The organism is Paraburkholderia bannensis, from assembly GCF_014200455.1.
Classification (GTDB): Bacteria; Pseudomonadota; Gammaproteobacteria; order Burkholderiales; family Burkholderiaceae; genus Paraburkholderia; species Paraburkholderia bannensis_A.
Genome location: NZ_JACHBW010000008.1, coordinates 261,849 through 279,447, shown reverse-complemented (window position 1 = coordinate 279,447; position 17,599 = coordinate 261,849). Strand labels below are relative to the sequence as shown.

At 63.4% G+C, this 17,599-nt stretch carries 20 protein-coding genes; 12 read left to right on the top strand and 8 right to left on the bottom strand.

Features of this window, described 5'->3' with window-relative positions:
- Positions 1 to 53 precede the first annotated feature (53 nt).
- Genes F4827_RS15740 through F4827_RS15730 form a run of 3 tightly spaced genes read left to right on the top strand, consistent with a single transcriptional unit; the run spans position 54 to position 3,054 of the window.
- Positions 54 to 1,085 (top strand): ABC transporter substrate-binding protein, encoded by a 1,032-nt coding sequence (locus F4827_RS15740; RefSeq protein ID WP_183724864.1) that lies wholly within the window; start codon positions 54 to 56, stop codon positions 1,083 to 1,085.
- 29 nt (positions 1,086 to 1,114) lie between these two features.
- Complete coding sequence (locus tag F4827_RS15735) at positions 1,115 to 2,086, top strand: ABC transporter permease (RefSeq protein WP_183724863.1); 972 nt, start codon at positions 1,115 to 1,117, stop codon at positions 2,084 to 2,086.
- A 53-nt stretch (positions 2,087 to 2,139) separates the two neighbouring features.
- Complete coding sequence (locus F4827_RS15730; protein WP_183724862.1) at positions 2,140 to 3,054, top strand: ABC transporter ATP-binding protein; 915 nt, start codon at positions 2,140 to 2,142, stop codon at positions 3,052 to 3,054.
- Positions 3,055 to 3,101: 47 nt separating this feature from the next.
- Here F4827_RS15730 and pstS read toward each other — a convergent pair whose 3' ends face one another.
- Both pstS and F4827_RS15720 read right to left on the bottom strand, forming a co-directional pair.
- A complete protein-coding gene (gene pstS, locus F4827_RS15725; RefSeq protein WP_183724861.1) occupies positions 3,102 to 4,148 on the bottom strand; it encodes a phosphate ABC transporter substrate-binding protein PstS in 1,047 nt (348 codons plus the stop codon).
- 303 nt (positions 4,149 to 4,451) lie between these two features.
- The gene (locus F4827_RS15720) at positions 4,452 to 5,339 is read right to left on the bottom strand and encodes a helix-turn-helix transcriptional regulator (RefSeq protein ID WP_183724860.1); all 888 of its coding nucleotides are present in this window, start codon (positions 5,337 to 5,339) and stop codon (positions 4,452 to 4,454) included.
- A 99-nt stretch (positions 5,340 to 5,438) separates the two neighbouring features.
- Between F4827_RS15720 and F4827_RS15715 the strand changes: the two genes are divergently transcribed.
- Positions 5,439 to 6,326: an SDR family oxidoreductase gene (locus F4827_RS15715; RefSeq protein WP_183724859.1), complete on the top strand. Its 888-nt coding sequence runs from the start codon at positions 5,439 to 5,441 to the stop codon at positions 6,324 to 6,326.
- Between the two features lie 24 nt (positions 6,327 to 6,350).
- Here the strand turns inward: F4827_RS15715 and F4827_RS15710 are convergent, their stop codons facing one another.
- Complete coding sequence (locus F4827_RS15710) at positions 6,351 to 7,298, bottom strand: LysR family transcriptional regulator (RefSeq protein ID WP_183724858.1); 948 nt, start codon at positions 7,296 to 7,298, stop codon at positions 6,351 to 6,353.
- 291 nt (positions 7,299 to 7,589) lie between these two features.
- On the opposite strand from F4827_RS15710, the gene F4827_RS15705 reads away from it, so the two are divergent.
- Complete coding sequence (locus tag F4827_RS15705) at positions 7,590 to 8,699, top strand: alkene reductase (RefSeq protein WP_183724857.1); 1,110 nt, start codon at positions 7,590 to 7,592, stop codon at positions 8,697 to 8,699.
- Positions 8,700 to 8,769: 70 nt separating this feature from the next.
- Here the strand turns inward: F4827_RS15705 and F4827_RS15700 are convergent, their stop codons facing one another.
- Positions 8,770 to 9,096, bottom strand: a complete 327-nt coding sequence (locus F4827_RS15700) for a DUF4148 domain-containing protein (RefSeq protein ID WP_183724856.1) — start codon at positions 9,094 to 9,096, stop codon at positions 8,770 to 8,772.
- A gap of 237 nt (positions 9,097 to 9,333) precedes the next feature.
- On the opposite strand from F4827_RS15700, the gene F4827_RS15695 reads away from it, so the two are divergent.
- A complete protein-coding gene (locus tag F4827_RS15695; RefSeq protein WP_183724855.1) occupies positions 9,334 to 9,810 on the top strand; it encodes a MarR family winged helix-turn-helix transcriptional regulator in 477 nt (158 codons plus the stop codon).
- 16 nt (positions 9,811 to 9,826) lie between these two features.
- On the top strand, positions 9,827 to 11,071 hold the full coding sequence (locus tag F4827_RS15690) for an MFS transporter (RefSeq protein WP_183724854.1): 1,245 nt from the start codon (positions 9,827 to 9,829) through the stop codon (positions 11,069 to 11,071).
- 8 nt (positions 11,072 to 11,079) lie between these two features.
- Here F4827_RS15690 and F4827_RS15685 read toward each other — a convergent pair whose 3' ends face one another.
- Both F4827_RS15685 and F4827_RS15680 read right to left on the bottom strand, forming a co-directional pair.
- The gene (locus F4827_RS15685; protein WP_183724853.1) at positions 11,080 to 11,403 is read right to left on the bottom strand and encodes a type II toxin-antitoxin system HicB family antitoxin; all 324 of its coding nucleotides are present in this window, start codon (positions 11,401 to 11,403) and stop codon (positions 11,080 to 11,082) included.
- Positions 11,400 to 11,651: a toxin HicA gene (locus F4827_RS15680; protein ID WP_183724852.1), complete on the bottom strand. Its 252-nt coding sequence runs from the start codon at positions 11,649 to 11,651 to the stop codon at positions 11,400 to 11,402. Before F4827_RS15680 ends, F4827_RS15685 begins: the two co-directional genes overlap by 4 nt.
- Positions 11,652 to 11,661: 10 nt before the next feature.
- Here F4827_RS15680 and F4827_RS34935 point away from each other — a divergent pair, with 10 nt between their 5' ends.
- The 5 genes from F4827_RS34935 to F4827_RS15655 all read left to right on the top strand — a co-directional run bounded on the left by F4827_RS34935 (position 11,662) and on the right by F4827_RS15655 (position 15,273).
- A complete protein-coding gene (locus tag F4827_RS34935) occupies positions 11,662 to 12,402 on the top strand; it encodes a hypothetical protein (RefSeq protein WP_221303696.1) in 741 nt (246 codons plus the stop codon).
- Positions 12,403 to 12,598: 196 nt separating this feature from the next.
- A complete protein-coding gene (locus F4827_RS15670; RefSeq protein ID WP_183724851.1) occupies positions 12,599 to 12,979 on the top strand; it encodes a GFA family protein in 381 nt (126 codons plus the stop codon).
- Positions 12,976 to 13,164: a hypothetical protein gene (locus tag F4827_RS15665; protein ID WP_183724850.1), complete on the top strand. Its 189-nt coding sequence runs from the start codon at positions 12,976 to 12,978 to the stop codon at positions 13,162 to 13,164. The genes F4827_RS15670 and F4827_RS15665 overlap by 4 nt, the downstream gene beginning before the upstream one ends.
- 7 nt (positions 13,165 to 13,171) lie before the next feature.
- Positions 13,172 to 13,912 (top strand): response regulator, encoded by a 741-nt coding sequence (locus tag F4827_RS15660; RefSeq protein WP_183724849.1) that lies wholly within the window; start codon positions 13,172 to 13,174, stop codon positions 13,910 to 13,912.
- A complete protein-coding gene (locus F4827_RS15655) occupies positions 13,909 to 15,273 on the top strand; it encodes an ATP-binding protein (protein ID WP_183724848.1) in 1,365 nt (454 codons plus the stop codon). Before F4827_RS15660 ends, F4827_RS15655 begins: the two co-directional genes overlap by 4 nt.
- A 32-nt stretch (positions 15,274 to 15,305) precedes the next feature.
- Here the strand turns inward: F4827_RS15655 and F4827_RS15650 are convergent, their stop codons facing one another.
- Together F4827_RS15650 and F4827_RS15645 are read right to left on the bottom strand one after the other, a co-directional pair.
- Positions 15,306 to 15,701, bottom strand: coding sequence for a Rieske 2Fe-2S domain-containing protein (locus F4827_RS15650; protein ID WP_183724847.1), 396 nt, complete (start codon positions 15,699 to 15,701; stop codon positions 15,306 to 15,308).
- An 81-nt stretch (positions 15,702 to 15,782) separates the two neighbouring features.
- Complete coding sequence (locus tag F4827_RS15645; RefSeq protein ID WP_183724846.1) at positions 15,783 to 17,201, bottom strand: PLP-dependent aminotransferase family protein; 1,419 nt, start codon at positions 17,199 to 17,201, stop codon at positions 15,783 to 15,785.
- Between the last annotated feature and the right edge of the window lie 398 nt (positions 17,202 to 17,599).

Here is a 17,599-nt window from a genome sequence, read left to right as displayed (position 1 = left end):
ATCCCCGAGTTTCAGAAACCACCGTCGTACCGTTCAATACCTGGAGATCAGTCATGAAAACCACGCACGTTACGTTTGAACCGGGCACGTCCCCGGCGCGCCGCTGGGCCACCCGTGTTGCCGCGGGCGTTGCGCTCGCTGCCGGACTGTTTGCTGCAACCGGCCAGGCTGCGAGCGCCGCGCCGCTGCGCATCGGCTATAGCGACTGGCCGGGCTGGGTGGCCTGGCAAGTCGCCATCGACAAGGGCTGGTTCAAGGAAGCCGGTCTGGACGTGAAGTTTGACTGGTTCGACTACGCGGCCTCGATGGATGCGTTTGCCGCCAACAAGCTGGACGCGGTGCTGGTGACCAATGGCGATGCGCTCACGATGGGCGCGAACGGCGCGAAAAACGTCATGGCGCTGATCACCGATTATTCGAACGGTAACGACATGGTGATCGCCAAGCCGCCCGCGCGCAAGATTCAGGATCTGAAGGGCAAGAAGATTGGCGTGGAATTCGGTGTGGTCGATCATCTACTGCTGCTCGACGCTTTGCAGCGCGCCGGCATGAAGGAAGGCGACGTCACGCTGGTGAACGCCAAGACCACGGAAACGCCGCAAGTGCTGGCGTCGTCCGATGTGGCCGCGATCGCGGCATGGCAGCCTAACGCGGGCGAGGCGCAACGCGCGGTGCCGGGCGCGCGGCCGGTGTTCACGTCCGCCGATGAGCCGGGCCTCATTTACGACGTGCTCGCCGTGAATCCCGTGAGCCTGGCGGCGCACAAGGCCGATTACGAAAAGCTCGCGAAGGTCTGGTATCGCGTGGTGCATTACATCGAAGATCCGGCCACGCAGGGCGATGCGGTGAAGATCATGTCGGCGCGTGTGGGTCTGACGCCCGCGCAATATCTGCCGCTGCTCAAGGGCACCAGGCTGCTTACGCTGCCCGAAGCGCAGCAGGCCTATGTGAAGGCCGACGGCTTCAAGTCGCTTTATGGCTCCAGTTACGCCGCCGATGCGTTCAATGTGAAGTATCAGGTCTATAAGACCTCGCAGGATGTGGGCGCATATGTGGATCCGTCCATCACGAGCGCCTTGAAGTAAACCGCATCGCCGCATCAGAGGAGGGCACCATGGCCGAAATCAGCCAGACCGGTATGTTTGCAGTACGCCGCGAGCTTACATCGCGCGGCAAATGGATGTTGGGACTCGGCTCGTTTCTGGTGCCGCTCCTCGTGTGGTGCTTGGTGAGCTACGTGCCGTTCGTGTGGCATCCGCAGATGTTGATTACGCAGCCCGGTAGTGTCGATTATTTTCAGCCGGGCATGCGTATCGACAAGGCGGTGTTCGCCGATGAACTCTCCCATGCGCGAGACACGCATGCGGCGCTGCCCTCGGGTGTGCCTGCAAACCCCGTCTATCTGCCCGCACCGCATGAAGTGCTGCGTGCGTTCTATACGGCCTTCACCACGCCGCCCGCTTCGGCGGACGGTGTGTGGCTGCATCAGAGCCTCTGGCATAGCGTGCAGATCATTTTCTGGGGCTTTCTGGTGTCGTCGTTGATCGGCGTACCGCTGGGCATCGTGTGCGGCACCTATAGTGCGCTCGCGCGATTGCAGGAGCCGTTCTTCGAATTCTTCCGCTATCTGCCCGCGCCCGCGTTCGGTGCGTTGATGGTGGCCGTGCTCGGCATTTACGACGCGCCGAAGATTGCGATTATCGTGATCGGTACGCTGTTCCAGCAGGTGCTGATTATCGCGAACACCACGCGCAAGCTGGAATTTGGTTTGCTCGAAGCGGCCATGACGCTGGGGACCACGCGGTTGAAGCTGCTTACGCATGTCGTAGTCCCAGGCATCCTGCCCGACCTTTATCGCGACCAGCGCATTCTGCTGGGCTGGGCGTGGACTTATCTGATTGTGGCGGAACTGGTGGGCACGAGTTCGGGCATCACCTGGTACATCACGCAGCAGGCGCGCTATCAGCATTTCGACAATGTCTACGCCGCGATCATGATGATCGGCATCATCGGGCTGGGAACCGATCTGGTGCTGGCGTTCGTCGGGCGCAAGCTGTTTCCGTGGGACCGCATCTTGAAGGCGTGAACGCGCTTCATGAGCCTCATCTGCATCACGCTTTCATTTCAAAGGACGCCACCATGTATAACCCGCAGCCCGTCCCCGACTATCTTCTGCAATCCAGTGAAGTGCGCGAGCGCTTCGCGCGGCTCAAGGCGCGCGAGCCGATTCTCGAAGTGCGCAATCTGACCAAACGCTTTGCATCGCCGCAGGGCGAGCATACGGCGCTGGCGGATATCAGCTTCACGACGCACCGGCGCGAGTTCGTCTGCGTGATCGGACCTTCGGGTTGCGGCAAATCCACCTTGATCCGCATTCTCGCTGGGCTGGAAACGCAGACGTCGGGCGAAGTGCGTGTGGATGGCAAAGCCGTACGCGGTCCGGGTGTGGATCGCGGCATGGTGTTTCAGGGCTATACGCTGTTTCCATGGCTCACGGTGAAGAAGAACGTGATGTTCGGCCTGCGCATGAGCGGGCAGGGCGCGGCGCAAGCGCAGCGTGAAGCGCTGCAATGGCTCGATCTGGTGGGGCTGGAGAAGTTCGCCAATGCGTACCCGCATCAGCTCTCGGGCGGCATGAAACAGCGGGTGGCGATTGCGCGTGCGCTTGCCAACAGGCCCAGAATTCTGCTCATGGACGAACCGTTCGGCGCGCTCGACGCGCAGACGCGCGCGAAGATGCAGCGGCATTTGCTGGATATCTGGCGCAATGTGGACATCACAATTTTCTTTATTACGCACGATCTGGACGAGGCGATCTTTCTGGCCGACCGCATTCTCGTGCTCAAAGCGAATCCCGGCGAGGTGCAGGAGTTGATTGAAGTGCCCGTGCCGCGACCGCGCAGCTACGCGCAATTCAATTCACCTGAATTTCTCGCCACGCGCGCGCGCCTTGACGCCCTCATCCATCCGCCCACCCAGGACCAGACGGATGAAGATATCGGCGCTCAACCGCATATGATTCGTCTGACCGATATTCACGATTCGGTCGAGTGAATCGGCAAGCGAACGCGTTTCTCCGCGCGGGCGGCATGGGCGGCGCGTCATTTGGCGGCGACGGCCTTGTGCATCTGGTCGCTACGCGCCGCCTCGCTCCATTGCGTCCATTGCGCGCGAATTCTGGCCACCACGGCTTGCGGCAGCGAGACGTAATCCAGCGTCTGAATCGCCGCTGCGCCGTGTGCGAAGGCCCAGTCGAAAAACTTCAAGGTCGCATCGGCGTGACCCGAGCCGTCGGGTGCAACGTGCAGCAACACATAGGTTGCGCCGATCACGGGCCAGGCATTGTGGTCCGGCTGATTGGTCAAGGCTGGAGCCAGCGAGTTCGTCCAGTTGGCGCTGGCGACTGCGGCATTGAACGAGGACGGCCCGGGTTGGACCACAGCGCCCGCAAAATTGGTCATTGCCACATAGGTCAGATGATTCTGCTTCGTGAAATCCCATGCAACGTAGCCGATTGCGCCAGGCAGATAACCCACATAGGTCGCAACGCCTTCGTTGCCTTTACCGCCGATTCCCAGCGGCCAATGAACGCTCGTGCCTTCGCCTACGCGGCTTTTCCATTCGGGGCTGACCTGAGAGAGATAATGCGTCCAGATCAGCGTCGTACCGGACCCGTCCTGACGACGCACGACCGCAATAGGCGTATCCGGCATTTTGATCTGCGGATTCAAGCGCACGATGGCCGGATCGTCCCAATACTGGATTTTTCCGAGGAAAATGTCGCCGAGCACTTCGCCCGTCAATATCACTTGTCCGGCCTTGATTCCCGGTAGATTGACGACGGGCACGACGCCGCCAATGGCAGTGGGGAACTGTTGCAGGCCGTGGTGATTGAGTTCGTCTTCGGTGAGCGGCGCATCAGAACCCGCGAAATCGACTTCATGGGCAATGACCTGTTTGAGCCCTTCGGAGGAGCCCGTGGCGCGATAGATCACCTTGCCGCCGCCCGATTGCCGATATTCGGCAGCCCATCGCGCATAGAGGGGGGCGGCGAGGGTGCTTCCTGCTCCCGTCACACCGTCTGCGTGAGCAGCGAGCGCACAAAGAACCAATATCAGCCCCAGAAACAGGGGGCAAGCAGGTCTCATGGTTATCTCCGGCTTGATCGCGCTTTAAAAACTTCGCGGAGTTTGTTGTGCCGGGGCAAATCGATCCCGGTCGAGCGTGGGCGTATCAAAGATCGTCTGGCTTGCAAACCTGGGTATTGCCGATTCGCGCCGTGAGATTCGCCACATTCTCATCATTACAGGATGATGAAAGTCGCTATTCAAATTGAATCAAGCTATCGTGCGCGCTGTCTTCGCCGCTGTCTTCGCAATACTGGAGATATTCGAATGAAGATTTGCAATCCTTAGGGAAAAGCAGGAAAGGCCCAAAATGAGCCAGTCGATTTAGTCTGATGAGACAGCGGCGCGATCGTCGGCCGGCGTGTGAGCGGCGGACTTTACGCCCAATGGCGTAGTCTGCGCGAGCCTCTTGATGCGCTGGGCCATCGCGTCGTCTAGCGGGGTATAAACAATCATGCCCAGATCCGGCCGCCCATCGACAGCGAAGGCCGAATACTCCAGTTCGATCGGGCCGAGTTGGGGATGCAGCAGTTTTTTTACGCCGCCATCGGCGTGATTGTGCAGATCGTTCTCGCGCCAGAGTGCTGCGAATTGCGGGCTCGCGGCGCTCAGCTCATCGACGAGTTTGCCCGCTTCGGACACCAGACCCGCACGCGCCACATCGGCTCTGAATGCGCCCACCACAAAGCGCGCGACGCTATCCCAGTCATGCTGCTTCGCGCGCACCTGCGCATTGCCAAACAGAAAACGCAGAATATTGCGACCGTTGGGCGGCAGCGCGCCGTAGTCGGTCAGCACGACCGCCGCGGCGCGATTCCATGCGATCACATCCCAAACGGGGTTCTTGATGATGGCGGGACTCGATTGCAGCGAATCGAGAAAACGCTGCAGGCGCGGATGGACGTCGTTGACGGCGTGATAGCGAACCTCCGGCGGTCTGCCCAGACCCAACATGAAGAGATGTTCGCGCTCGGTATGGGTGAGCATGAGCGCGCTGGCGATGCGTTCGAGCACGCTGGCCGAGGGCGCGCCGCCGCGCCCTTGTTCGAGCCAGGTGTACCAGGTGGGACTGATATTCGCGCGTTGCGCGACTTCTTCGCGACGCAAGCCGGGTGTGCGCCGACGGCCGGAAAAACCAAAGCTCGCGGGATCGAGCCGGGTACGGCGGCTCTTCAGGAAGTCGCCGAGCGAGGTGGCGGTGGTGACTGACATGGCCGGTCCTGTTAGTCGTTTTACCATGATAACGTCACTACTTTAACGGAATAGCGATTCGGCAGATAGTTCGCAGGTCACGACCAGAAGGAGCTGACGATGCGAATCTTTTTGACGGGTGCGACCGGTTTTATCGGCTCGGCCCTTGTTCCGGAACTGCTTGAAGCCGGTCACGAGGTAATCGGCATGACCCGCTCGGACGCGGGCGCGCAGGCGCTCAAGGCGGCGGGCGCGCAACCCCACTTTGGCACCCTCGAAGACGTCGAGAGCCTCAAGCGCGGGGCCGCGCAAGCGGACGCCGTGATTCACGCGGCGTTCGATCACGACTTCTCGCGATTCGTCGAGAACTGCGAAAAGGACAAGCGCGCGATTGCAGCGTTGGGATCGGTTTTGCAAGGCTCGAACCGGCCGCTGTTGATCACCTCGGGCACGGGGGTGGGCAGCGGCGAGCACGGCGAACCCGCGAGCGAGGACGTTTTCAACACGAGTCATCCGAATCCGCGCATTGGCTCGGAGATTGCGGCTAACGCGCTGCTCGACGCCGGGGTGAATATCTCCGTGATGCGCCTGCCGCAAGTGCATAACCCGCTCAAACAAGGGCTGATTACGCCGCTGATCGCGATTGCGCGCGAGAAGGGCGCGGTGGCCTATCTCGGCGAGGGCAGCAACCGTTGGCCGGCTGGGCATCTGTCCGATGTCGCGCGGCTTTATCGGCTGGCAATCGAACAAGCGCGGCCAGGCGCGCGTTATCACGCCGTGGGCGAGGAAGGCGTGAGCAGCCGCGAGATTGCCGAATCGCTCGGGCGCGGTCTCAAACTGCCGGTGGTGTCGATTTCGCCGCAACGTGCGCAGGAACACTTTGGCTGGATGGCGATGTTCGTCGGCATGGATATGCCGGCTTCCAGTGCGCTGACCCAGGCGCGGTTGGGCTGGAAACCGCTCGGGCCATCGCTGATTTCGGATCTGGATCAGGCGCGCTTTCTGTAACCATGCCGCGAACGTGCCACCGGTTTATGCGGCGTCCGGAAACAGATGTTGATGCAGGAAGTCGACGAACACGCGCACCTTCGGCGGCGTCATGCGCCCCGACGGCCATAGCGCGCGAAACGCAATCCGGTCCGCCGTGAAATCGCGCAGGACGGCGACCAGCGAGCCATCGGCGAGTTGCCTGCGCACGGTGTAATCGGGGACGTTCGCGAAACCCAGTCCTGCTTCGGCCAGCGCGATGAGCGGCTCCACCGCGCTGGCGATGGCCGTCGAGGGCAGATCGACCTCGAACGACACGCCGTCGCGCACGAAGGTCCAGCGCCGCAGACGCCCGGAGCGCGAAAAGCGGTGCTGCAGACACGCGTGCGCGGCCAGTTCTTCGGGCTTCGCCGGCTCGCCGCGCGCTTCCAGATAGGCGGGCGCGCCCACGATCAGATGCGTGTAATAGCCGAGCGTGCGCATCGTGAGTTGCGAATCGACGCCCTCGCCGGTGCGCAGCACCACGTCGAAACCGTCTTCGATGACATCGACCATGCGGTCGCTGAAGTCGATATCGAGCTGCACTTCCGGATACGCGTGCATGAACGCCGCCAGCACCGGCATCAGCAAGGTGCCGACGAGCGGAATGCTCACTCGCAGGCGGCCCGTCGGCCTGGCGCGTGAGATCGCCAGTTCGGCTTGCGCCTCCTCGATTTCGCCGAGGATGCGCTGGCAGCGCGCCAGAAACAGCTCGCCCTCGGGCGTGAGGCGCATGCTGCGCGTGCTGCGATGAAAGAGCCGCACGCCCAGGCGCGTTTCCAGCCGTGCCACCGCCTTGCCGATTGCCGATGCCGACAGCCCGAGTTGCCGGCCGGCCTGCGCGAAGCTCAGCGTTTCCGCCACGCGCGTGAACACCACGATGCCGCTCATGTGATCGAGCGCTCCGGACGTGCGGGCGACGCCGGTGCTGCTCAGGCGTTCGGGTTCGGTCATCGCGAGGCTATTCCTGTGGGCGTTCGGGAACCTGAGTTCGGAACCTGATTGTGCATGAGCGCAACGGTTCACGAGCGGATCGATGCCAGCCGGGCGATATGACTATTCGGCTCGTGCCAACAATCGCAAAAGGCGCGCTGGCAAAGGGCGCCGCGCGATTGCGGACATCTGCGTCCGGGGTGAGTGCACCGCCAGAGCGTTTTTCCCGCACGGCTGCACGTCTACATTTCGTCTCAAGCGTCGCCGGTCGTCGGCATGACGCAACTGCTACACGCAATGATGGAGAACGAAATGCCCAAGCTCTTTTCGCCAGTCAAAATCGGTTCGTATGCATTCTCGCATCGTGTCGTCCTCGCGCCGCTCACGCGCATGCGCGCCGGGGAAGGCGCACGCCCCGGCCCGCTGATGGCCGAATATTACGCACAACGTACTTCGCCTGGCGCCTTGCTGATTGGCGAAGCCACCATCGCCGCGCCCGAGGGCAACGGTTATCTCGGCGCACCGGGTCTCTACGACGACAGCCAGATCGCCGGATGGAAAACCGTCACCGACGCCGTGCACGCCAAAGGCGGCAAGATCTTCCTGCAGCTTTATCACGCGGGCCGCCAATCGAATGCGCAGTTGCAACCGAACGGCGGCCGCCCGGTCGGGCCGTCCGAAGTGGCGCACGGCGGCGTGGCCTACACGGAAGCGGGCTGGGTGCCGAACACGCCGAATCGTGCGCTGGAGACTGCGGAACTGGCCGGCGTCGTGGAGAGTTTTCGCGCGGCCGCAAAGCGTGGCCTTGCGGCTGGATTCGATGGTGTCGAACTGCATGCCGCCAATGGCTATCTCTTCGATCAGTTTCTGCAGGACGGCAGCAATCGTCGCACCGACGAGTACGGCGGATCGATTGCGAACCGTGCGCGTCTGCTGCTCGATGCGACGCGCGCCGTGATCGACGTCTGGGGGGCGGATAAAGTGGCGGTGCGGCTTGGGCCGAGCGGTTCGTGGGGCGATATGTCCGATCGCGATCCGCAAGCGCTGTTCGCCTACGTCGCCGCGCAATTGAACGCGCTAGGTATTGCGTATCTGCATCTGATCGAGCCGCGCATCGCCGGCAATATCGAGGACGACGCGCGCGATCAGGCGCCGGTGGCGGCAAAGACGCTGCGTGCGGTGTTTCACGGCCCGATCATTGCGGCGGGCGGTTTCGATGGCGCGAGCGCCGAGGCGATCGTGCAGTCAGGCGACGCGGATCTGGTCGCGTTCGGGCGGCACTTCATCGCGAATCCGGATCTGCCGGAGCGTCTGCGCAAGCATCTGCCGCTGAATCCGTATGACCGCGCGACGTTCTTCGGCGGCACTGAGCTGGGTTACACCGACTACCCGTTCTTTGCCGGCGATGCAGTGACGGCTTGAGTGGGGCTGTCGTCGGTCGAGGGCCGCGCGGCAAGCGTCGCGCGGTCCCCGGCGTGTCAGCCACGCTGGCTTATTGGCCAAAGTAGACGGGCTTCATGCCGTCGTAGGCGGGGCGTGCTGCGGCAGCAGCGGCACCCGAAGCCGACGAGCCATCGGCGACGCCGCCAACAGCCTTGTTCTGCGCTGCAACCTTGGCTTCGGCGGCAAGCAGATCGTCCGGATAGTGCGGATCGCTGCCGCGTGCGGGGCTATAACCGGCCTTTTCGAGCTGAACCAGTTCGGCGCGAACCTGGGCGCGGGTCACAGGACCGTTCGACGACACATTCGACTGGGCAAACGATGCAACCGGAACGATAAGAGCAACAGCAACTGCAACGGTTTGAATCAGGGACTTCATGATGACAACCTCCATTGTGCTTTGGTATTCGGTGCGGCGGATTCGCTGCAACCGATGAGCACAGTCTACGAGCCTGGAGGCCTGGGGTTAACCATGATCCCTGGAAATCATTCTTGCGCACGGTGGAAGGATTGGCGGATCTGCTGGACGTTCGACGGCACGCCGCGGCACCGATTCTCGCGCGTGGATATGAAGCTTAGCTTTGCAGTTTAGCTTCATATTATCTAGAATGCGCGCATGACCGCTCATCCGACCTCCAGCACGACGCGACCCGACGCCCAACCCGTCTCCGCTCAGGCCGCTGCGCTCGCCGGCGATCTGCGCGCGCTGGTTGGCAAGCTCAAACGGCGTTTGCGCGAACAGGCGAGTGCAGGCGATTTCAGTCCATCCCAACTGGCCGTCCTGCAACGCCTCGAGCGCGATGGCCCGGCCACGGTGTCGAGCCTCGCGCGTGCGGAAGGCATGCGCCCGCAGTCGATGGGCACCGTGGTCGCCGCGCTGGAATCGGCGGGATTGCTGACCGGCGCGCCGGATCCGGCCGATGGGCGGCAGACCCTCTGGTCGCTCACCGAGGCCTTCGCGAGCTGGATGCGCGAAAGCCGCGCAGCGCGGCAGGACTGGCTCGCCCGCACGATCGAAGCGCGCCTTTGCAGCGCCGAACAGGCTGAACTCGCTCACGCCATTGCGCTGCTTCAGCGGCTCGTGCAGCCCTGAGGACGCAAGGCCCGTCATGAGCGATTCCGCCACCGGCATGTTCCGTTCGCTGCGCAGCTTCAACTATCGCGTGTGGTCGGCGGGCGCATTGGTGTCCAACGTCGGCACCTGGATGCAGCGCACCGCGCAGGACTGGCTCGTATTAACGGGCCTCACGCATCACAGCGCGGCGGCGGTGGGCGTGGTGATGGGGCTGCAATTCGGGCCGCAATTGCTGTTTCTGCCGTGGTCGGGTTATGCGGCCGATCACTTCGATCAGCGCCGTCTGCTGATGTTCACGCAGGCGATGCTCGGCGTGCTCGCGCTGGCGCTGGGGCTGCTGACGATCACAGGCGTCGTTCAGCTCTGGCACGTCTATCTGTTCGCGTTCCTGTTTGGCACCACCACGGCGTTCGATTCGCCGGTGCGTCAGACCTTCGTTTCCGAACTCGTCGGCGATGCCGATCTCGCCAACGCGGTCGCACTCAATTCGACCTCGTTCAACGCCGCGCGCATGGTCGGGCCGGCGGTGGCGGGCATCGTGATCGCATCGGTGGGCGTGGGCTGGGCGTTCGTGCTCAACGGGCTGTCCTTCGTAGCCGTGCTGGTGTCGCTCACGCGGCTGCGCTCGCACGAATTGCGCATGCGGGCGCGGGCCAAGCCCGCCAAGGGCAACCTCGTGGCGGGATTTCGCTACGTGTGGTCGCGCCCGGATCTGAAGGCGATTGTGGTGATGCTGTTTCTGATCGGCACGTTCGGCCTGAATTTTCCGATCTTCATCTCGACGATGGCCGTGCGCGTCTTTCACGCCGACGCGGGCGGCTATGGCCTGCTTTCCTCGCTGATGGCGGTGGGCACGGTGTCGGGCGCGCTGTTCGGGGCGCATCGCAGCAACCCGCGTTTTGCATCGCTGCTGATTGCATCGGTGATGTTTGGCGTGGGTTGTGTGCTGGCGGCCATTGCGCCCAGCTATGGCTGGTTTGGCGCGGCGCTGGTGGTGATCGGCGTGGCGTCGCTCACGGTCATGACGGAGACCAATAGTCTCATGCAGCTCTCCACCGAGCCTTCGATGCGCGGGCGCGTACTCGCGATCCGCCTGGCCGTGGCGTTGGGCGGCACACCAATTGGCGCGCCGATCGTCGGCTGGGTGGCCGACCATTGGGGCCCGCGCTGGGCATTGCTGGTGGGCGCGTCGTCTGGATTCGCGGCGGCAGCGGTGGCGATCCGGGCGATGACGCGCGGCCGCCTGAACCAGGCGGATTCAGCAGGCCGCGCAGATTGACGTGACGATCACGCGCAGAGCTTCGCGCTGGCGAGGCGGTTGAGGCTCACGCCTTCTTCGGTGGCCTGGATCACCAGCGCGCGATGGGCCGCTGGCGGAATCCGCACCTTGAAAATGCCGCTATAGCTGCGATCGGCGATGGGATCGGGCACTTTCTCTGCGTTAGCCGTCATTTCCTGCACGGTTTCGTCCACCAGGCGGCGGATACCGGCGAGCGCGCCCTCAGGCGACTTATCGAGCCACGACAGCGAAGGAAACTCCGCGCACAGCCCGACGTGTTCCTCGTCTTCCGGGGACCACGAGATACGATACGTGTAGTGGTCGTGCTTCATGGTTGCAGCTCCTTGAGCTTGTCGATCGCTTCGAGAACCTGGCGCACCTGATACACCTTGGCCTTGCCGTGATCGTTCTGGATATTCACGCGCGGGTCGCCCGGCCACGGCATTTTAAAAACCGCATGACTGGAGCCGCACTGACGTGCCGCGCCGAAATACGTCTCGCAGACCTTGAAGAGGTCGTTGAAGCGCACATTGGCGGGTTCGCCGCGCATCTGTTCGAGTATTTTCTGTTCGTGTCTCATGGTGTCATTATTGACACCATTCGTCAAGCCGGGCCTCGCGCTCGTGTGGCGTGAGTTTGCGCGCCGTCATGATTGGCGCGTGCACGGCGGAGATTCGAATGGTGGCGAAACAAGAGGGGACTGCGGGATCGAGTCCGACGCGGAAATCTTAAGAAGGGGATCCGGCGAGCAACACCTGGCCGGATGGCCAGCGAACGGGCATCAAGCTGGGCATCAAGCCGGGCATCGAACCGGGCGCGAAGGTCTGCTACGCTTCGAGCGCCGCTTACCTCTGCGCCTTCTCATGAACGGAACTGCCCGCCCCATGCATCGCCGCGCTCTTGTTATCCGCGCATTCTTTGCGCTTTGGCTGCTCGCCGCGACCTTTAATCACGCGCGCGCCATTGCGGCGCATGGGCTGCTTTGGGACTACGGCTACGGTAGCGACATCGTGTTCGTCAGCAAGCTCTTTTGGGCCGCGCTCACGCTGCTCGATCCGCTCGCCGCGCTGCTGCTATTCGTGCGCCCGCGTGCGGGCCTCGCGCTGACGGTCGCGATCATCGTGTGCGATGTGCTGCACAACGGCTGGTACGTCGCGAGACATGGGCAGTGGCTCGCGACGTTCTTTGTTTCCCAGCTTGCGTTTTGTGTGGCTGTGCTGGCGTTGACGCCGTTGACGCCGTTGGCGGCGAGGCCGTTTCGCTCGCGCGGCCCGAGCGCTGCGCTCAAATCCGATGTTCCGAAATCACGCGCGACGGCGCGACAGGGCTAACGAAGGAAAACGGCGCGCCGGTCGCGCCGAAGTGGTCGAGAAACGCGCCGCCCACCGCCGAAGCTGTGAGCGCTTTTTCCCCTCGCCGTGCAATATTTTGTGTCGACGGTACAGGCCGATACATTGGGATACAAAGCGTTTTTCTCTCTGCGCTATAAAGCCTCCATCGCAATCGAATGCATCGAGGAGAACGCTCATGAACGCCGAGGTCCTGCACGGTTCGTGTCACTGTGGCGCTGTGCGCTTCGAAGTCCGCACCGCGATCGCGCCCGCTTCGCGCTGCAACTGCAGTCTATGCCGCCGCAAGGGCGCGCTGATGTCGCCGCCGTTCGCGGCCGCCGGACTCACCATCACGCGCGGCGAAGAGGACCTCACGCTCTATCAGTTCAACACCCGCGTAGCGAAGCATTATTTCTGCAGGCACTGCGGCATTTATCCGTTTCATCAGACGCGAAGAGATTCCAGACTCTGGCGCGTAAACCTGGGCTGTCTGGAGGGCGTGGACGTCTATGCGCTCGAAGCCGGCGTAAACGATGGCGCGAGCCTTTCGGTGGTTGCCGTGGCGGAGGACGCATGAAGCGGCTCTTTGCGATGCTCGCGCTGCTGGCTGGCGGTCTTGCGAACGAAGCGGTGCATCCGCTCGTCTGCACGCTGGCCCCGGCCACACGGCGCGAAAATCTCGAAGCGGACGACGACCCGTCGGCCAACCCGAACGAGCGCCGACGCCGCCTCGCGCGTCGTGCGTCACAGTGCGGAGTATGATCGGCGCATGGAAAAAATCGACCACATCCTGATCGTCGACGACGATCGCGGCATCCGCGAATTGATTGCGGATTACCTCGAAAAGAACGGTATGCGCGTGTCGCTCGCCGCCAATGGCCGCGAAATGCGCCAGGCGCTCGAAAACGGCGCGCCGGACCTCATCGTGCTCGACCTGATGATGCCCGGCGAAGACGGCCTCGTGCTGTGCCGCGACCTGCGCGCGAGCCGGTTCCGCGCGGTGCCGGTGCTGATGCTCACGGCGCGCAGCGAGGAGACGGACCGCATCGTCGGACTTGAAATGGGCGCCGACGACTATCTCTCCAAGCCGTTTGCCGTGCGCGAACTGCTGGCGCGCATCCGCTCGGTGCTGCGCCGCACGCGCATGCTGCCGCCCGGCATGCAGGTGACGGAAACGGCGCCGATGCTCGGCTTCGGCGAATGGCGGCTGGACACCACGGCGCGCCACCTGCTCGACGAGGAAGGCACGCTGGTGGCCCTCTCCGGCGCGGAATACCGGCTGCTGCGCGTGTTTCTCGACAACCCGCAGCGCGTGCTCACACGGGACCAGTTGCTCAACCTCACCCAGGGGCGTCAGGCCGATGCCTTCGACCGCTCCATCGATCTGCTCGTGAGCCGTTTGCGCCAACGCCTGCGCGATGGCGCGCGCGAACCGCGCTACATCAAGACGCTGCGCAACGAGGGCTATGTGTTCTCGGCGACGGTGAGCGCGATCGAGGGGACGCCATGAGCGCCGCCACCCATGCCGCGCCCGCGGCTGCCCTGAGCGAAGGTCCGGGGCGCCATCTGCTGCACTGGCCCCGCACGCTGTTTGCGCGGCTTGCGCTGATTCTCTGCATTGGTCTGGCGCTCGCGCAGACGCTTTCCGTCTGGCTCACGCTGACCGAGCGCGACGCAACCACAGCCAACATGATGATGGATTACGTCGAGCGCGAAGTGGCGAGTTCCGTCGCGTTGCTCGACAATCTGCCGCCCGCCGAACGCGCCGCCTGGTTGCCTAAGCTCGCGCGGCGCAGCTATATGTTCGTGTTGGGCGAGGGCGTGCAGGGCGTCGCGCCCGATGCGCAACTGTCGATGCGCTACGAGTCGGCGATCTCGAAGGGCATCGGCAAGCACTACGCCATGACCGCCAATGCGATCCCCGGCAACGGCGAGCACTTCCAGGTGCATCTGCGTCTGAGCGACGGCACGCCGCTCACCATCGACGTGCGCCCGCAGCGTGCGCTGCCGCTATCGCGCTGGCTGCCGCTGGTGCTTGGGGTGCAGTTGATCGTGCTGGCGGTGTGCTGCTGGCTGGCGGTGCGCGTGGCGACGCAGCCGCTCAATGCGCTTGCCAAGGCCGCCGATACCCTCGGCCCCGATCTCAAGACCGAGCATCTGGACGAAAACGGGCCATCCGAAGTCGCCCGCGCGGCGCGCGCCTTCAATGCGATGCAGGCGCGTATCTCCGGCTATATGGCTGAACGCATGCAGATCCTCGCGGCCATCTCGCACGATCTGCAAACGCCGATTACGCGCATGCGATTGCGTGTCGATGTGATGGACGACGACGCTCAAGCGACGCGTCTGCGCCAGGATCTGCAGGAAATGGAGCAACTGGTCAAGGAAGGCGTCGCCTACGCGCGCACGCTGCACGGCGTGGCTGAAGTGCCGGTGCGGCTCGATCTGGACTCGATGCTCGACAGCATCGTGTGCGATTACATCGACGCCGGCAGCGACGTGAGCTACGACACGCGTGCGCCGCTGGCGGTGGTGACGCGCGCCCAGGCGCTCAAGCGCATCGTCGGCAATTTCGTGGATAACTCGCTGAAGTTCGCCGGCGCGGCGGAAATTGCGCTGGTCGAAGGACCGGGCGACGCGCAGGTCACGATCTCGGTGATGGATCGCGGCCCGGGCATTCCGGAGGAATCGCTGGAGAAGGTGTTCGAGCCGTTCTACCGGCTGGAAACTTCGCGCAATCGCGGTACGGGCGGCACCGGTCTGGGACTGGCGATCGCGCGTCAACTGGCGGTGGCGATGGGCGCGCAGCTCTCGCTGCATAACCGCAGCGGCGGCGGTCTGGAAGCGCGTCTCGTGCTCAAACGCGCCTGAGCCGCCGGGATGTCTGCTTCAGACTGTCTGCTTCAAGCTGGCGACGTGACGCAGGCCCAGATCAGCCCATCGCGCTCGCACGCCGGATAAGCGGTGGCGTCGTTCGCGCTCATGCAGCGCGGCGACGCCACCGTCAGCATGCGCACCTGCTGGCCGTTCACGTCGAAACGCCAGCCATGCGAGGGGCAGGTAAGCAAACCGCCGTTGACGCTGCCGCCCGACAGCGGATCGCCGCGATGCGGGCAGCGGTCGTCCCAGACGTGCACGCCGCCCTCGCCGTCGCGCCAGACCACCAGCCTTGCGGCCCCGAGCGTCACGGCGCGCGCCGTGCAGTCGGCCACCTCGTCGCTCGTGCAGACCGCCGACCAGTCCGTCGCGTCTTCTTCAAACTGCCGCGCAGCGCTCGCGCCCCGTCCCGAAAGTGGCATACGTGTCGATCCATCCAGAGTGCATCAAAAAACCTATCTTACGACATCGACTGTCAATCTGGGATTTACCTCAAGGCGGCGTTACAACGGCATGCGCACAGCCGGATCGGCGAGCAGCTTGCCGAGTGTGCGCATCGCGGCCTCGATGCGCTCGCTCCACGGGTGGCCGAAGTTCAGGCGGATGCAATTGCGAAAGCCGTGTTCAGGCGAAAAGATCGGCCCGGGCGCGAGACTCACGCCGCTCGCGATGGCGAGGCGATGCAAGGCCATCGCGTCGATGGCTTCGGGCAATTCGAGCCACACGAAATAGCCGCCGCGTGGCCGCGCGTAGCGCACGCCGCGCGGCAGCCAGCGGCGGATCGCGCGCTCCATTTCGCCGAGTTGTGCCAGCAAAGCCGCGCGCACCTTGCGCAGATGGCGGTCGTAGCTGCCGTGTTGCAGATAATCGGCCATGCCCGCCTGCACCGGAATGCTCGCGGAAAGCGTGGACATCAGCTTGAGCCGTTGCACCTTCTGCGCGTAGCGGCCCGCAGCCGTCCAGCCGATCCGGTAGCCCGGCGCCAATGTCTTCGAAAACGAACTGCAGTGCATCACGAGCCCACGCGTATCGAAGGCGAGCGCGGGCAACGGATAGTCCGATTCGAAATGCAGCTCGCCATAGACGTCGTCTTCAATCAGCGGAATCTCGTGGCGTGCGAGCAATTCGACCAGCGCGCGCTTTTTCTCGACCGAAAGCGTGGCGCCGGTGGGATTCTGGAAATTGGTCATGAACCAGCACGCGCGGATGGGATGGTTTTCCAGCGCGTCGGCGAGCGCGTCGAGATCGAGGCCGGTAACAGGATCGACGCGAATCGGCACCGCGCGCAGATCGAGCCGCTCGATCGCCTGCAAAGCCGCGTAAAAACCAGGCGACTCCACCGCGACGCAGTCGCCGGGCCGCGTGACGGCCATCAGGCAGAGATTGAGCGCTTCGAGCGCACCATTGGTCACGACGATTTCGTCCATCGGCTGGGCGATGCCCATCCCCATGTAACGCAGCGCGATCTGCTGGCGCAGCGCCTCGTTGCCGGGCGGCAGATCGACCACCGTGCTCCACGGATTGAGATTGCGCGAAGCCGTGGCGAGCGACCTGGCGAGTCGTTCGAGCGGAAAGAGTTGCGGCGAGGGAAACGCGGAGCCGAGCGGCACGATATCGGGCTCGCGCGCGGCATCGAGCACCGAAAACACCAGATTGCTGATATCGACCCTGCCCGCAGCGGCGAGCGGCGCACGCTCGACTGCCGTGACGCCCGCGCCCGGCGCGACGTAGTAGCCCGAGCGCTCCTGCGCGCGCACGAGCCCCCATTCTTCGAGCAGATAGTAGGCGCGCGTGGCCGTGGCCTGGCTTACGCCGTGTTGCGCGATCACATGGCGCAAGGAGGGCATGCGCGCGCCCACCGGAATGCTGCCGGAGCGGATCTCGTCGGCCATGGTGTGCGCGAGGGTTTCGTAGCGATGCATGCGGCGCACGACGTATTAGCGATAAAGCCTGAATCCTACGATGACGCGCGCGAATCTGCTATGGAATCCTCATGTCCGGGCGATGTCCGGATGATTTGAACAGGCGACTTTGAAGATGCGACATTTTGCGCGCTGCTGCGATCGCGTCGCGCGCAACTGCTTCTATACGCTGCAAGGAGTAACTTGAATAATGTCTTCCGTGCCTGATGCTACTTACATCCAATCTGTCGACATCGGGCATGAGGATTACTGCGCGAGTGCCTGGGTCATCACCCCTTAAAACCCGCAGAGCTTGCGGCTATTTTTTGCCTGATTTTTCCGTTTGCGCGGCAAGCACCCAGCCCCAGCGTGTCGACGCGCTGGGGCTTTTTTACGTCGATTTAAAGCGTGGCCTTAAA

Coding starts and splice junctions, on each gene's coding strand:
- F4827_RS15740 (WP_183724864.1), top strand. CDS start 54: ATGAAAACCACGCACGTTACGTTTGAACCGGGCACGTCCCCGGCGCGC.
- F4827_RS15735 (WP_183724863.1), top strand. CDS start 1,115: ATGGCCGAAATCAGCCAGACCGGTATGTTTGCAGTACGCCGCGAGCTT.
- F4827_RS15730 (WP_183724862.1), top strand. CDS start 2,140: ATGTATAACCCGCAGCCCGTCCCCGACTATCTTCTGCAATCCAGTGAA.
- pstS (WP_183724861.1), bottom strand. CDS start 4,148: ATGAGACCTGCTTGCCCCCTGTTTCTGGGGCTGATATTGGTTCTTTGT.
- F4827_RS15720 (WP_183724860.1), bottom strand. CDS start 5,339: ATGTCAGTCACCACCGCCACCTCGCTCGGCGACTTCCTGAAGAGCCGC.
- F4827_RS15715 (WP_183724859.1), top strand. CDS start 5,439: ATGCGAATCTTTTTGACGGGTGCGACCGGTTTTATCGGCTCGGCCCTT.
- F4827_RS15710 (WP_183724858.1), bottom strand. CDS start 7,298: ATGACCGAACCCGAACGCCTGAGCAGCACCGGCGTCGCCCGCACGTCC.
- F4827_RS15705 (WP_183724857.1), top strand. CDS start 7,590: ATGCCCAAGCTCTTTTCGCCAGTCAAAATCGGTTCGTATGCATTCTCG.
- F4827_RS15700 (WP_183724856.1), bottom strand. CDS start 9,096: ATGAAGTCCCTGATTCAAACCGTTGCAGTTGCTGTTGCTCTTATCGTT.
- F4827_RS15695 (WP_183724855.1), top strand. CDS start 9,334: ATGACCGCTCATCCGACCTCCAGCACGACGCGACCCGACGCCCAACCC.
- F4827_RS15690 (WP_183724854.1), top strand. CDS start 9,827: ATGAGCGATTCCGCCACCGGCATGTTCCGTTCGCTGCGCAGCTTCAAC.
- F4827_RS15685 (WP_183724853.1), bottom strand. CDS start 11,403: ATGAAGCACGACCACTACACGTATCGTATCTCGTGGTCCCCGGAAGAC.
- F4827_RS15680 (WP_183724852.1), bottom strand. CDS start 11,651: ATGAGACACGAACAGAAAATACTCGAACAGATGCGCGGCGAACCCGCC.
- F4827_RS15670 (WP_183724851.1), top strand. CDS start 12,599: ATGAACGCCGAGGTCCTGCACGGTTCGTGTCACTGTGGCGCTGTGCGC.
- F4827_RS15665 (WP_183724850.1), top strand. CDS start 12,976: ATGAAGCGGCTCTTTGCGATGCTCGCGCTGCTGGCTGGCGGTCTTGCG.
- F4827_RS15660 (WP_183724849.1), top strand. CDS start 13,172: ATGGAAAAAATCGACCACATCCTGATCGTCGACGACGATCGCGGCATC.
- F4827_RS15655 (WP_183724848.1), top strand. CDS start 13,909: ATGAGCGCCGCCACCCATGCCGCGCCCGCGGCTGCCCTGAGCGAAGGT.
- F4827_RS15650 (WP_183724847.1), bottom strand. CDS start 15,701: ATGCCACTTTCGGGACGGGGCGCGAGCGCTGCGCGGCAGTTTGAAGAA.
- F4827_RS15645 (WP_183724846.1), bottom strand. CDS start 17,201: ATGCATCGCTACGAAACCCTCGCGCACACCATGGCCGACGAGATCCGC.